The following is a 13,105-nucleotide window of genomic DNA, read 5'->3' on the forward strand; positions in this document are numbered from 1 at the left end:
AACGCCCGGCACAATTTCAACTTCGATGCCTTCGTCTTCCAGCGCCCGCAATTCCTCGTCGGCACGTCCGAACATCATCGGGTCGCCGCCTTTCAGGCGAATGACAAGTGCGTACTTCCGCGCGCATTCGACCAGCTTCTGGTTGATGACGGGCTGCGCCGTCGAGCGCTGGCCGGAGCGTTTTCCAACGGGGATCTTCTCCGCCTGCGGACACAGCGCCAGCATTTCTTCCGTGACCAGTGCGTCGTACAGCACGACGTCAGCCTGGGAAAGCAAGCGGGCGCCGCGGACCGTGATGAGGTCGGCGGCGCCCGGGCCGGCGCCGAGCAGGATGACCTTGCCGGTCTTCTTCTGCGCGGCGTTGGAGGCGGTCATTGACGCTCAGGCGATGCGGATCATGCCCGCGGCCACCGTCTGGTGCGTCACTTCATCGATCAGGATGAAGGAGCCAGTCGAACGGATGGCGTCGTAGGCATCGGCCGCCAGCGGCTGCTGGACGTTGATCGAGACCGTCGCGATGTCGTTCAGCTTCAGCGAATCGGCAGCGCGGCGTTCCTGCGTGTTGATGTCGAGCAGGGTGTCGATCTGCGTCACGCGTGCCGCGACCTGCTTGGTCGTGTGCTTGAGCCAGTACTTGCGGCGCATGTCGAGCGGCTCCTCGGAGAGCCAGCAAATTTCGGCATTCACGGTCTTGAGCAGCGTGGCAGGCTTGTCGGCCTGGACCAGCATGTCACCGCGCGAGATGTCGAGGTATTCGTCCAGAAGGATGGTGACAGACTGGCCGACTGCCGCGGATTCCAGCGAACCGTCCAGCGTCAGGATGTCCTTCACGGTTGCCGTCTGGCCGCCCGGCTGCACCAGCAGCTTGTCGCCCTTGTGCACCTTGCCGGCCTCGATGCGGCCCATGTAGCCGCGGAAATCGTTGGCTTCGTGGCCGTTGTGGCGGGCCACCAGCTGCACCGGATAGCGGAAGGGCTCGTCGTGCGACTCGTCGTAGACGGTCAGCGATTCCAGCAGCTCGATCAGCGTCGGGCCTTCGTACCACGACAGGTTGTCGGTCTTGCTCACGACGTTGTCGCCGGCCAGCGCGGACAGCGGAATGGCGCGCACGTCGGCCAGGCCGAGCTGCTTCGCGAATTGCTGGTAAGCGGCGACGATGCGGTCGTAGACAGTCTTGTCGTAGTTGACCAGGTCCATCTTGTTGACGGCAACGATCACGTGCTCGATGCGCAGCAGGTGGGCGATGGTCGAGTGGCGCTTGGTCTGCGTCAGCAGTTCCACACTGCCGTCGTCGCCCAGCTTCACCTTGGACACGTCGACCAGGATGATCACGGCGTCGGCGGTCGAGGCGCCTGTCACCATGTTGCGGGTGTACTGCTCGTGGCCCGGGGTGTCGGCGATGATGAATTTGCGCTTGGGCGTTGCGAAATAGCGGTAAGCGACGTCAATGGTGATGCCTTGCTCGCGCTCGGCTTCCAGGCCGTCGGTCAGCAGCGACAGGTCGACGGTGTCGCCGACGGTACGCTTGTGCTTGGCGCGCGAAATCGCGTCGAGCTGGTCGGCGAAGATGCCCTTGCTGTCGAACAGCAGGCGGCCGATCAGCGTGCTCTTGCCGTCATCGACGGAACCGGCGGTGATGAAGCGCAGCAGGCCGCGCTCGTTGACGGCGTTCAATACGTGTTCAGAAACTGCGGCGTTCATCAGAAATACCCTTCCTTCTTGCGTTTTTCCATCGATGCTTCGGATGTCTGGTCATCCATGCGGGTCGCGCCGCGTTCGGTGATCTGCGTGACCGCGGTTTCGGCGAGGATCGCGTTCACGTCGGCTGCGTCCGAAGCGACCGGGCAGGTGCAGGAGATGTCGCCGACGGTACGGAAGCGCACCGTGCGGGTTTCGACAGTTTCGCCTTCGCGTGCCGGGGTGAGGTCGGTCAGCGGGACCAGCAGGCCATTGCGCGGAATGACCTCGCGCTCGTGTGCGAAGTAGATCGAGGGCAGCGCCAGTTTTTCGCGGGCGATGTATTGCCAGACGTCGAGCTCGGTCCAGTTGGAGATCGGGAACACGCGCATGTTCTCGCCCTTATGGACGCGGGTGTTATACAGGTCCCACAGTTCCGGTCGCTGGGCCTTCGGGTTCCATTGGCCGAATTCGTCGCGGAAGGAGAAGATGCGTTCTTTCGCGCGGGCCTTCTCTTCATCGCGGCGGGCGCCGCCAATGCAGGCATCGAAGCCGAACTCGGCGATCGTTTCCAGCAGCGTCACGGCCTGGGCGGCATTGCGCGAATCAGTCTGCGGATTGCGCAGGCGCACCGTGCCGCGCTTGATGGAATCTTCCACCGAACGCACAACCAGGCGCTCGCCCAGTTCAGCAGCGCGGCGGTCGCGGAATTCGATCACTTCCGGGAAGTTGTGGCCGGTATCGATATGCACCAGCGGGAAGGGGAACTTGCCCGGACGGAAAGCCTTCTCCGCGATGCGCAGCAGCACGACCGAGTCCTTGCCGCCCGAGAAGAGCAGGGCCGGGTTGGTGCACTCGGCTGCGACCTCGCGCATGATGTGGATTGCTTCCGATTCGAGCCAGTCCAGGTGGCGGTTGCTGGCCGCATCCAAAAAGAGTTTTTCGACTGCTGTATTCATGATTTTATTGTGCTGCTACCGATTTGATTCTGACGAGCTTGCCATCCACGACGTGGAGGCCGCATTCCTTGGATTCCGGGTTTTCCCACCACCAGCGTCCGGCGCGCACATCCTCGCCCGGCTGGATCGCGCGGGTGCAGGGTTCGCAGCCGATCGACGGATAACCCTTGTCGTGCAGCGGGTTGTAGGGGACGTTGTTGCTGCGAATGTAATTCCACACGTCCTCTTCCGACCAGTCTGCCAGCGGATTGAACTTGGTCATGCCGTGTGCCGGATCGTCTTCCTGTACGGCGAGGTCGGCACGCGTAGTCGATTGCGCGCGGCGCTGGCCGGTGACCCAGGCCTTGTTGCCGGCGAGCGCACGGTTCAGCGGCTCGACCTTGCGAATGCGGCAGCACTCCTTGCGCATCTCGACGCTGTCGTAGAAGGCGTTCAGGCCGTTCTGCTGCACATAGCCGTCGACTGCGGCCGGCTCCGGCTTGTACAGCTTGACGTCGTAGCCGTACGTTTCCTTGATGCGGTCCACCATGCCCAGCGTTTCCTTGTGCAGGCGGCCGGTCTCCAGCGTGAAGATACCGATCGGCAGCTTGGCGCGCAGGATCAGGTCGGCCAGCACCATGTCCTCGGCGGCGAGGCTGGATGCGAAAACCGCGGGCGAGAATTCGGCCGCGATGCGCTTGAGCGTCGCCTGCGTGTTCTCGACCAGGGTGTTGTAGTCGCTCATGCTGCTGCTCCCACACCGCGCTGTACGCGGGCGAACAGCGGCGATTTCTTGTCCCAGGAGTTGGAATACACCTCGGAGAAGTCGGTCAGGCCCTTCAGCGCATCGTGGATATCACGGTCTTCACGTACGGCGAAGGCATCGAAGCCAACGCGCTGCATCAGGAACAGCTGGTCACGCAGCACGTCGCCAATCGCGCGCAGTTCGCCGGTGTAAGCGTGGCGCGCACGCAGGTTGAAGGCGATCGAATAGCCGCGGCCGTCGGCAAACTTCGGAAAGTCGATGGCGATCAACTTGAAGCGGCCGAGGTCATCCTTCAGGTCTTCCGGGCGTTCGCTGCTGCCGATCCACACGGCGAGTTCGGCGCGGTTCTCCAGCGCGGCGCGCTGCTGCTGCCACACCTTCAGCGGCACGATCACCTTGCCTTCGGGCACGGCAACCGCGTCCGGCGTGTCTTCTTCTCCGAGGCGCAAAACGGTCCAGTCATCCGCGACGACGGCCTTGTTCTTGATGATGTTACGCATAGGCGTCTTCTCCAGCGGGATGTTCGATCTTGATCGGTGTGGCGTACACGAATTCCTTGAACGGCGTGATGCCGATGCGACGCGCGGTCTCGATGAAACGTTCGTCTTCGGTGCGCTCGCGCAGGTAGACCTGCAGGATGCGGTCGATCACTTCCGCGACCTGGTGTGCCGAGAACGACGGGCCGATGATCTTGCCGATGCTCGACTGGTTGCCCTGTGCACCGCCGATCGAGATCTGGTACCACTCGCTGCCGTCCTTGTCGACGCCGAGGATGCCGATATGGCCTATGTGGTGATGGCCGCAGGAGTTGATGCAGCCGGAAATATTCAGCTCGATGTCGCCAATGTCATGCTGGAAGTCGAGGTTGTCGAAGCGTTCGGCGATATCCTGCGCGATCGGAATCGACTTCGCATTGGCCAGCGCGCAGAAGTCGCCGCCCGGGCAGCAGATCATGTCGGTCAGGAAGCCGATGTTCGGCGTGGCCAGGCCGTGCTTCTTTGCTTCTTCCCACAGCGCGATCAGGTCGGACTGCTTGACGTCGGCCAGCACCAGGTTCTGCTCGTGCGTGGCGCGCAGTTCGCCGAAACTGTAGCGGTCGGCGAGGTCAGCAACGAAATCCATCTGCTCGGCGGTGACGTCGCCCGGCGGCACACCGGTCTTCTTCAGCGACAGCACCACGGCGGCATAACCCGGAACCTTGTGGCCCTTGACGTTGCGCTCGATCCACTTGGCGAAGGCCTTGTTCTCCGCCTTGTGCTGCTCGACCGTTGCGTCGGTCGCCGGCAGGGTTTCATAGGGCGGGGCGGTGAAGTAGGCGGCGACGCGGTTCAGTTCTTCCTGCGTCAGCGTGCTCGGGCCGTCCTTCAGGTGCTGCCATTCTTCTTCCACCTGGCGCGCGAATTCCTCGACGCCGAGCGCCTTCACCAGGATCTTGATGCGCGCCTTGTACATGTTGTCGCGGCGGCCGTACTGGTTGTAGACGCGCAGGATGGCTTCGACGTAGCTCAGTACATGCTGCCACGGCAGGAAGGCGCGGACTTCGCTGCCCAGGATGGGCGTGCGGCCCATGCCGCCGCCGACGAAGACGCGGAAGCCGATTTCGCCCTGTGCGTTCTTTTCAACCGACAGGCCGATGTCGTGCACCATGATCGCGGCGCGGTCTTCTTCCGCGCCGTTGATGGCGATCTTGAACTTGCGCGGCAGGAAGGCGAATTCCGGATGGAAGGTGCTCCACTGGCGCAGGATTTCGCAATACGGGCGCGGATCGATGATCTCGTCCGGCGCAACGCCGGCAAACTGGTCGGAGGTGATGTTGCGCACGCAATTGCCCGAGGTCTGGATGGCGTGCATTTCGACGGAGGCCAGCTTGGCGAGAATGTCCGGGGTCTCTTCGACCTTGATCCAGTTGAACTGGATGTTCTGGCGGGTGGTGAAGTGGCCGTAGCCGCGGTCGTGCTCGCGCGCGATATGGGCGAACATGCGCACCTGCTTCGAGGACAGCAGGCCGTAGGGCACTGCGATGCGCAGCATGTATGCGTGGCGCTGGTAGTACAGGCCGTTCTGCAGGCGCAACGGGCGGAATTCGTCTTCGGTCAGTTCGTTGGCAAGGCGGCGGCGCACCTGGTCGGCGTATTGCGCCACGCGTTCCTTGACGATCTGATGATCATATTGGTCGTAACGATACATCTTTTTCTATCCAATCTTAAAAAACCAGTTTCGCGGCGACGCCGGTCAGCGTCGTGGCCAGCAGGCCGCGCAGGATCTTTTCCGGAACTGCCTTGGCGGCGAGGGAGCCGATGGTGATGCCGGGCAGGGAACCCAGCAGCAGGGCACCAAGCAGCACCCAGTTGATCGATCCAAGCCACCAGTGGCCGAAGGCGGCGATGGCCGTCAGCGGGACGGCGTAGGCGATGTCAGTGCCGGCAATTTCCGCCGGGGACAGGCGAGGATACAGTAATACAAGGATAGTTGCACCGATTGCACCTGCGCCGATCGACGAAATCGTTACCAGCGTGCCGAGGATTGCGCCGACGACGATGGTGGCAATAGTCAGTTTAGTGCCTTGCAGCTGTTTTTCAGGATGTTTGAGCACCCATGCCTGCATGCGGCCGCGGAACAGCAGCGCGACGACGGTCAGCAGCACGGAGAAAGCGATGGAATAGCGGATGATCTGGCCGATTTCCTTGTCCAGCGCGCCGAAGTATTTCAGGCCGATGGTGGCCAGGAGGGCGGCCGGGAGGGCGCCGTAGCAGAGGTGACGCACGATGTCCCAGTGGACGGTGCCGCGATAGCGGTGCGCAACAGTGCCGGCCGCCTTGGTCGTGGACGCGAAGGCGAGGTCGGTGCCGACCGCGACCGTCGGCGAAACGCCGAACAGGAGGGTGAGCAGAGGCGTCATCAGGGAACCGCCGCCAACGCCCGTCAGGCCGACCAGCAGGCCGACGGCAAAACCGGAAAGTACATAAGTAATAGTCATGTGACCTCGCGCAAATTAGCCTGAATCGTAATAAACTAATTCCTTATTCCAAACTACTTAGTATTTATTTGCTTATATGCCTTCCTGGTATATGCAAGCATGAAAAAGTAGCGTTGGCATTTCCACAAGGGAAACGATGAACCTCCATCAACTCCGTTTTGTCCGGGAAGCCGTCCGGCAGAATTTCAATCTCACCGAAGCCGCCAAGGCGCTGTATACCTCCCAACCGGGCGTATCCAAGGCCATCATCGAGCTGGAAGAAGAGCTGGGTGTGGATATCTTCACCCGCCACGGCAAGCGCATCCGCGGCCTGACCGAGCCTGGGCGGGCGGTGTTGCGCTCGGTCGAGCTGATCATGCAGGAGATCGATGGGCTGAAGCAGATTGGCAAGGAATTCGCGGCGCAGGACAGTGGCAGCTTCACAATCGCCACCACCCATACGCAAGCGCGCTATACGTTGCCCAAGGTGGTCCAAGCCTTTACCCAAAAGTATCCCAAGGTGAAGTTATCTTTGTTGCAGGGAAATCCGCGCCAGATCGCCGAGATGGTGCTGAAGGACCAGGCTGACCTCGCAATCGCCACGGAGGCAATCGCCAGCGCGGACGGACTGATCTCCCTGCCGTGCTACCAATGGGAGCATGTCGTCGTGGTGCCGCATGACCACGCGCTGCTGAAGTCGAAGATGGTCACGCTGGAAGAGATCGCTTCCTATCCCCTGATTACCTACGACAGTGCCTTCGCGGGCAGGGCGAAGATCGACCATGCCTTCCACATCCGGGACTTGAAGCCGGACATCCTGCTCGAAGCCATCGATGCGGACGTGATCAAGACTTATGTTGAGTTGGGCATGGGCGTGGGCATCATCGCGGGGATGGCATTCGATCCGGATCGGGACAGGGGGCTGGAGGCGATTTCAGTCGGGCACCTGTTTGGAACCAATGTGTCGCGTGTTGCATTGAAGCAAGGCGCTTACCTGCGCAGCTATGTATACAGCTTCATCGAACTCCTCGCCCCGACGCTCACGCGCAAACTGATCGAACAGGTCATGAGCGGCGAGAAAGACAGCTACGAGCTGTGAAGATTTCCGTCCGGAAATGCTCCGTTTGCGGTAGAATCTGCCCCGTCATTGGGGAGTAGCCTCCCTCCGATTTGCGAGAGGGGCTTGTGTCAACAGACTTGGCTGCAAGGCCATGGCACAAGCGACTCCAGGTTTGGCGAGACCTTTGACCATGCCGCTTCCGGTTGGGCCGGAGGGCGCGCGTGGTCATCGGTATTCATCCGGCCCTGGAGTTTTCATGGAAGCTTTTCTCTTATCTACCGGCATCGTCGCTCTTGCAGAAATGGGCGACAAGACGCAGCTGCTGTCCCTCCTTCTTGCTGCAAAATTCCGCCGGCCCATTCCCATCATCCTCGGTATCCTCGTTGCGACGGTGTTCAACCATGCGTTTGCCGGTGCGGTCGGCGGCTGGATGACAGACTTCTTCGGCAAGGACGTGCTGCGCTGGGTGCTCGGCGTGTCCTTCATTGCGATGGCCATCTGGACCCTGATTCCCGACAAGATCGACGATGTCGAAACCAAGCATGAGCGCTTCGGCGTATTCATGACGACCGTGGTGGCCTTCTTTCTCGCGGAAATGGGCGACAAGACGCAGGTCGCCACCGTTGCGCTCGCTGCGAAATACTCAGCTTTCTATGCCGTCGTCGCCGGCACCACGCTGGGCATGATGATCGCCAATGTCCCGGCGGTCTTCCTCGGGAACAAGATCATCGAGATGATTTCGATGCGCCTGGTGCACATGGTTGCGGCCGCGATCTTCGCCGTGCTGGGCGTGCTGACGCTGCTTAATGTTGGAAGCCTGTTCTAGGGCCGGCAGCAGCCTGGTTCCTGAAAACAACGGGCAGTTCGCCAGTCGCACCGCATAGGCGCTCCGAGGACGCGATGCACTCGGGCTGTCTGTCATCCGCTCAAAAAAACCGCTCTGAAAACATCCGTTCACCCGGCGTGGCGAAGCCTATGTACTCTGGAAAATACTCAAACCAACTTGATTTTTTATCATGATGAAAAATTTTCCAGTTCATGCGGCCCGCGTTCTCGCCGGGTGCGTTCTCGGGTTTGCGAGCCTGACTTCATCTGCAACGTCCATCTGGGACGTCGGTTCGGGCTGCGTGCAGAATGCCTCGAAAAAAGATGATTACGGCAATAGCTTTGCCTGTTCCGCTGGAGCGGGAAGTCCATCGATGACCGCCTCGGCATGGTCGACTACTGGCGGTTCCGGCACTACGTTCCAGACCGCGAACATCGCCTTGTATTCTGGTGCGGGTTTCGGGGTTCGGAACCGGGACGAAACTCTCGATACGTCGGCGCCTCAGCATTCAATGGATGGCAACGGCACGGTCGACATGGTCACCCTTGCGTTCAGCGATGCCGTGATGCTCAGCGCAATTACCCTTGGCTGGACAAAAACCGATTCGGATATAAGTGTGCTCAGGTACACCGGCACGAGCAAGCCCGCCATCAACGGCAAATCGATTTCCGGATTGTTCTCCAGCGGCTGGGAATTGGTAGGCAGCTATGCGGATTTGACGAGCGGTACTGCGAAAAGCATTAATCCGCTCGGTCTTTATTCCAGCCTGTGGATGATCAGTGCCTACAGTTCGTCCTATGGCATGACCGGTACCGGCCTGAGCAACGGCAACGATTACGTAAAACTGGGTTCAATCTCGGGCAAGACGGCGCCGCCGCCGACCCACGTTCCGGAGCCCGGCACCTTGGCCCTCATGGGTGCAGCTGCTGCCGGTTTCATCGCAACGCGCCGCCGGCGCAAGGCGTAGAGCAGCTTTCTCGCTCAGCCCCGGAAGCCGAGGCGCTGCGACAGCTGCGCCGCGTGCGCTCTGGTTTGGCGGGCAATATTTCCATCCCAGCTTTCGTCGACATGGGCTGCCGATCCGACCACCGTCAGCGCGAAAAGCATGCGCCTGTCATGGTCGAAGACCGGCGCTGAAAATGCATTGAACCCGGCCAGCAAGCGTTCGGCGGCACGTGTAGTTCCGGCCGGGCGCGCTGCTGCCGGTTCGAGATGGCCGATCATACGGGCCATGCCGTGGTGCCGGGTTTCTTCGAGGAAAGGTTCCAGCTCCTTCATTGACTGCGGTGCATCCAGCATTTCGCTGCGGTTCTGCGCCAATTCATTTCCGATCAATGTTTCCGTTTCGCCTGCGGGCAGGAATGCCGCAAAGCACAGTCCGCTCGCCGTGTAGGTCATCGGCATCACACTGCCAATCTGCAGGTTGATGGTCACCGGACGCCGCGATTGCAGCAGCCGTATGTAGGTCGGCCCGAAATTGCCCCACGTGGCGAGGGCAACGGTTTCGCCCGTCGCATCGCGCAGCGCGGCGAGAGTTTCGTCGGCCAGCTTGACTGCGTCCAGTCGTCCCAGCGATACCAGCCCCAGTTCAAGCGCCAGTCCGCCGAGATCGTACAGGCCGCTGGCGGCATCCTGTTCGACCAGCCCGATGCGGATCAGGCTGACCAGGTAGCGGTGCGCCTTGGCCGCGGGCATGCCGGCGCTGCGGGCGAGGGCGGTCAGCGTGAGCGGTCCGGCTGAACGTGCAAGGGCGAGCAGTAGCGGTCCGGCAACTTCCACGGACTGGATGCCTTGTCGGCCATCATCGGACTGTTGGTCGGCAGTTGATTTCATTTCGGATTGAGATTACGATATGGTGAATTAATTTAATAATACGTAATTTCCGGCAATCGCAAAAGGCTTTTCGCCGGAATCTTCGAGACAAGGATCCCCGGATGAAACTCGCCACCCTGAAGGATGGAACCCGCGACGGCCAGCTGGTCGTTGTTTCCCGCGACCTGAAAACCGCGCATATCGCTGACGGCGTTGCGCTGACCTTGCAGCGGGCGCTCGACGACTGGAGCTTCATTGCGCCGCAGCTCCAGGCGCTGTATGAGCAACTGAATGCCGGCAAGGCGCAACGTCCATTCGATTTCGACCCGAAGCGCTGCATGGCGCCGCTACCGCGCGCGTACCAGTGGGCAGACGGCTCTGCCTATGTGAACCATGTCGAGCTGGTGCGCAAGGCGCGCAAGGCCGAGATGCCGGAATCCTTCTGGCACGACCCGCTGATGTACCAGGGCGGCGCTGATGACTTCATCGGGCCGATGGACGACATCCTGCTGGAGTCGGAGGAGTGGGGCATCGACTTCGAGGGCGAGGTGGCAGTGATTACCGACGATGTGCCGATGGGGACTTCGCCCGAGCGCGCGCTGTCGCACATCAAGTTGCTGATGCTGGTCAACGATGTCTCGCTGCGCAACCTGATTCCTGCCGAGCTGGCGAAGGGCTTCGGCTTCTTCCAGTCCAAGCCGGCATCGAGCTTTTCGCCGGTGGCTGTCACGCCGGACGAGCTCGATGATGCGTGGGATAACGGCAAGGTACACCTGCCGCTGCGCGCGACCTGGAACGGCGCGCTGGTCGGCCAGCCGAATGCGGGCGTGGACATGGTGTTCAGCTTCCCGCAACTGATCGCCCACCTGACGAAGACGCGCTGCGCGCGTGCCGGCTCGATTATCGGGTCCGGCACGGTGTCGAACAAGGATTCTTCAAAGGGCTATACCTGCGTCGCCGAAAAGCGCGCGCTGGAAATGATTGCGCATGGCGAGGCGAAGACGCCGTTCATGAAGTTCGGCGACACCATCAAGATTGAAATGCTCGACAAGAACGGCAAATCGATTTTCGGCGCGATCAACCAGCAGGTCGCGCAGTACACGCCGCCAAAAGCGCGTTGACATGCCCTTCAAGGAGCTGCCATGAGCACACTCGCTTCCACACCGGTCGGCCAATCCGCCGCCATTTCCGCTGCAGTGCCGATCCACGGGCTGCACCATTTCGCGTACCGTTGCCGTGACGCCGAGGAAACGCGCCGTTTTTACGAAGACATCCTTGGCTTGCCGTTTTTCCACTACATCCGCAAGGACATCGTGCCGTCCACCGGGGAGTACTGCCCGTATGTACACATTTTCTTCCGGATGACGGACGGTTCCTGCATGGCCTTCTTCGACCTCGGTGATGATGTCGCACCGGCGCCGTCGGCCAATACGCCGGGATGGGTGAACCACATCGCGCTTCGCGTCGACACGGTCGAGCAGCTGGAGGCAATGAAGGCGCGGCTCGAGGCGAATGGTATCGACGTGCTGGGGGTGACCGACCATCGCGTCTTCAAGTCGATCTATTTCTTCGATCCCAACGGCATCCGGCTGGAACTCTGTGCGCAGCTTGCCTCGGCCACCCAAATGGCCGAGGAACAGAAGGGCATCCGCGACATGCTGGATGACTGGACGAGGGAAAAGGCGGAGCGCCTGGCAAAGCGCTGAGACGTCCCGGACGCATGTGCGTCCGGGATCGGGTTGGTCAGGCGGCGAGACGAGAGGTCACAGTGGCCTTGCAGCCATCGAGCAGGAAGGCGAGGCTGATCACCAGCACCAGTTCACCCTCAGCGGAGCGCGCTGTGCCGTTGACGCCAGGGACGGAGAGCGCGGTCAGCGGCTTGATCACCAGGTCGGCCGTGCCGTCGACGGCTTCCACCGCGACGATGTACGGCTGCGGTGCGGCGATGACGATGCCGACCTTTTCCCTTGACGGTTCATAGCCGAGGATGCCGCCCAGCGACATCACCGCCAGCGGACGGCCCTGGTCGCGCAGCACCGGCGATCCGCCGACTGACTCGAACTCCTCGGGCAGTTCCACTACGCGTTCCACCACGGCCATCGGCAGTGCCAGCGCGGCATTGGCCGTGCGCACCAGCATGGTCGGCACGATCGACAGTTCGATCGGCAGGCGGATGGTGAAGATCGTGCCCTTGCCCATGTCGGATTCGATGCGGATCGCGCCGCGGTGCTTTTCGACGGCGGTCTTCACCACGTCCATGCCGACGCCGCGGCCGGACACGCTGGATGCCACTTCCTTGGTCGAGAAACCGGGCAGGAAGATAAGTTGCAGCGCTTCTTCCTTGCTCTGCGCGGCGTTTTCATTGATGAGGCCCTTGGCGATAGCCTTGGTGCGCAGCCGGTTCGGGTCCATGCCCTTGCCGTCGTCGGAGACCTGGATCATGACGCTGCTGCCTTCCTGCCATGCCTTGAGCAGGATGACCGACTTGGCGGGCTTGTCGGTGGCGGCGCGCTCGTCCGGCGTTTCGATGCCGTGGTCAAGCGAATTGCGCAGCATGTGTACCAGCGGATCGTAGAGGCTGTCCACGACTACGCGGTCGACTTCGGTTTCGGCGCCCTCGATCACCAGTTCGACATCCTTGCCAAGGTCACGCGCGAGTTCGCGCACGAGGCGGGGGAATTTCTGGAACAGGCGGCCGACCGGCTGCATACGGGTCGACAGCGTGGCGCGCTGGAGTTCGGTCGAATAGCGCGACGCACGGCTCAGGGTTTCCTGCAGCGTCGACATCAGCGCGGCGGCCTGGCCTTCGAACTTGAACTGCGTGAGCTTTTCCAGCAGCACGGCAGCCTGGTTGGCGGCCTGGACCGACTCGCCTGCCACTTCAAGCAATGCGTCGAGCTTGACCGCGTCGATGCGGATCGTGTCTTCCTTGACCTGGGCTACGACCGGGCGGCCGCCATCTTCGGCGGCGGGCTTGGCAATCGGGGTAACGTTGGAAGGCGCTGCCGCCGGTGCCGCTGCGGCTGGCGCGGCGACGGGAGCCGGGGCGGCGGGCAGGGGGCCGGCGGGG

At 61.7% G+C, this 13,105-nt stretch carries 14 protein-coding genes and 1 riboswitch; of the genes, 5 read left to right on the forward strand and 9 right to left on the reverse strand.

Going from position 1 to position 13,105, the window contains the following annotated elements:
• The 7 genes from AYR66_RS01570 to AYR66_RS01600 all read right to left on the reverse strand — a co-directional run.
• A partial coding sequence (locus AYR66_RS01570; RefSeq protein ID WP_234814654.1) for an SAM-dependent methyltransferase occupies positions 1–375 on the reverse strand: 375 nt, incomplete at its 3' end.
• A 6-nt stretch (positions 376–381) separates the two neighbouring features.
• The gene (locus tag AYR66_RS01575; protein WP_088706049.1) at positions 382–1,701 is read right to left on the reverse strand and encodes a sulfate adenylyltransferase subunit 1; all 1,320 of its coding nucleotides are present in this window, start codon (positions 1,699–1,701) and stop codon (positions 382–384) included.
• Complete coding sequence (cysD, locus tag AYR66_RS01580; RefSeq protein WP_088706050.1) at positions 1,701–2,636, reverse strand: sulfate adenylyltransferase subunit CysD; 936 nt, start codon at positions 2,634–2,636, stop codon at positions 1,701–1,703. The genes AYR66_RS01575 and cysD overlap by 1 nt, the downstream gene beginning before the upstream one ends.
• A gap of 4 nt (positions 2,637–2,640) precedes the next feature.
• Positions 2,641–3,360, reverse strand: coding sequence for a phosphoadenylyl-sulfate reductase (locus AYR66_RS01585; RefSeq protein ID WP_088706051.1), 720 nt, complete (start codon positions 3,358–3,360; stop codon positions 2,641–2,643).
• A complete protein-coding gene (locus AYR66_RS01590) occupies positions 3,357–3,881 on the reverse strand; it encodes a DUF934 domain-containing protein (protein ID WP_088706052.1) in 525 nt (174 codons plus the stop codon). The genes AYR66_RS01585 and AYR66_RS01590 overlap by 4 nt, the downstream gene beginning before the upstream one ends.
• Positions 3,874–5,568: a nitrite/sulfite reductase gene (locus tag AYR66_RS01595; protein WP_088706053.1), complete on the reverse strand. Its 1,695-nt coding sequence runs from the start codon at positions 5,566–5,568 to the stop codon at positions 3,874–3,876. Before AYR66_RS01595 ends, AYR66_RS01590 begins: the two co-directional genes overlap by 8 nt.
• A gap of 16 nt (positions 5,569–5,584) precedes the next feature.
• The gene (locus tag AYR66_RS01600) at positions 5,585–6,358 is read right to left on the reverse strand and encodes a sulfite exporter TauE/SafE family protein (RefSeq protein WP_088706054.1); all 774 of its coding nucleotides are present in this window, start codon (positions 6,356–6,358) and stop codon (positions 5,585–5,587) included.
• A 136-nt stretch (positions 6,359–6,494) separates the two neighbouring features.
• Between AYR66_RS01600 and AYR66_RS01605 the strand changes: the two genes are divergently transcribed.
• From AYR66_RS01605 to xdp1, 3 genes are all read left to right on the forward strand, one after another.
• Positions 6,495–7,436, forward strand: coding sequence for a CysB family HTH-type transcriptional regulator (locus AYR66_RS01605; protein ID WP_088706055.1), 942 nt, complete (start codon positions 6,495–6,497; stop codon positions 7,434–7,436).
• A 38-nt stretch (positions 7,437–7,474) separates the two neighbouring features.
• Positions 7,475–7,651, forward strand: a riboswitch (yybP-ykoY riboswitch).
• A gap of 2 nt (positions 7,652–7,653) precedes the next feature.
• Positions 7,654–8,223, forward strand: a complete 570-nt coding sequence (locus AYR66_RS01610; protein ID WP_088706056.1) for a TMEM165/GDT1 family protein — start codon at positions 7,654–7,656, stop codon at positions 8,221–8,223.
• A gap of 190 nt (positions 8,224–8,413) precedes the next feature.
• Positions 8,414–9,190 carry an exosortase-dependent surface protein XDP1 gene (gene xdp1, locus AYR66_RS01615; protein WP_088706057.1) on the forward strand — a complete coding sequence of 259 codons (777 nt, stop codon included), beginning with the start codon at positions 8,414–8,416 and terminating at the stop codon, positions 9,188–9,190.
• A gap of 14 nt (positions 9,191–9,204) precedes the next feature.
• Here the strand turns inward: xdp1 and AYR66_RS01620 are convergent, their stop codons facing one another.
• Entirely contained in the window at positions 9,205–10,056 is an 852-nt protein-coding gene (locus AYR66_RS01620; RefSeq protein WP_088706058.1) for an IclR family transcriptional regulator, read from the reverse strand.
• Positions 10,057–10,157: 101 nt separating this feature from the next.
• On the opposite strand from AYR66_RS01620, the gene AYR66_RS01625 reads away from it, so the two are divergent.
• On the forward strand, positions 10,158–11,156 hold the full coding sequence (locus AYR66_RS01625; RefSeq protein WP_088706059.1) for a fumarylacetoacetate hydrolase family protein: 999 nt from the start codon (positions 10,158–10,160) through the stop codon (positions 11,154–11,156).
• Between the two features lie 21 nt (positions 11,157–11,177).
• Positions 11,178–11,741: a VOC family protein gene (locus AYR66_RS01630; RefSeq protein WP_088706060.1), complete on the forward strand. Its 564-nt coding sequence runs from the start codon at positions 11,178–11,180 to the stop codon at positions 11,739–11,741.
• A gap of 37 nt (positions 11,742–11,778) precedes the next feature.
• Here AYR66_RS01630 and AYR66_RS01635 read toward each other — a convergent pair.
• Positions 11,779–13,105, reverse strand: a 1,327-nt coding sequence (locus AYR66_RS01635) for a chemotaxis protein CheA (RefSeq protein WP_088709548.1), incomplete at its 5' end; no start/stop codon positions are given.

The organism is Noviherbaspirillum denitrificans (genome assembly GCF_002211445.1).
In the GTDB taxonomy this organism is placed as follows: domain Bacteria; phylum Pseudomonadota; class Gammaproteobacteria; order Burkholderiales; family Burkholderiaceae_D; genus Noviherbaspirillum; species Noviherbaspirillum denitrificans.

Bases quoted from the DNA above. Each gene is read 5' to 3' on its own strand.
- AYR66_RS01575 (WP_088706049.1), bottom strand. From the start codon at position 1,701: ATGAACGCCGCAGTTTCTGAACACGTATTGAACGCCGTCAACGAGCGC.
- cysD (WP_088706050.1), bottom strand. From the start codon at position 2,636: ATGAATACAGCAGTCGAAAAACTCTTTTTGGATGCGGCCAGCAACCGC.
- AYR66_RS01585 (WP_088706051.1), bottom strand. From the start codon at position 3,360: ATGAGCGACTACAACACCCTGGTCGAGAACACGCAGGCGACGCTCAAG.
- AYR66_RS01590 (WP_088706052.1), bottom strand. From the start codon at position 3,881: ATGCGTAACATCATCAAGAACAAGGCCGTCGTCGCGGATGACTGGACC.
- AYR66_RS01595 (WP_088706053.1), bottom strand. From the start codon at position 5,568: ATGTATCGTTACGACCAATATGATCATCAGATCGTCAAGGAACGCGTG.
- AYR66_RS01600 (WP_088706054.1), bottom strand. From the start codon at position 6,358: ATGACTATTACTTATGTACTTTCCGGTTTTGCCGTCGGCCTGCTGGTC.
- AYR66_RS01605 (WP_088706055.1), top strand. From the start codon at position 6,495: ATGAACCTCCATCAACTCCGTTTTGTCCGGGAAGCCGTCCGGCAGAAT.
- AYR66_RS01610 (WP_088706056.1), top strand. From the start codon at position 7,654: ATGGAAGCTTTTCTCTTATCTACCGGCATCGTCGCTCTTGCAGAAATG.
- xdp1 (WP_088706057.1), top strand. From the start codon at position 8,414: ATGATGAAAAATTTTCCAGTTCATGCGGCCCGCGTTCTCGCCGGGTGC.
- AYR66_RS01620 (WP_088706058.1), bottom strand. From the start codon at position 10,056: ATGAAATCAACTGCCGACCAACAGTCCGATGATGGCCGACAAGGCATC.
- AYR66_RS01625 (WP_088706059.1), top strand. From the start codon at position 10,158: ATGAAACTCGCCACCCTGAAGGATGGAACCCGCGACGGCCAGCTGGTC.
- AYR66_RS01630 (WP_088706060.1), top strand. From the start codon at position 11,178: ATGAGCACACTCGCTTCCACACCGGTCGGCCAATCCGCCGCCATTTCC.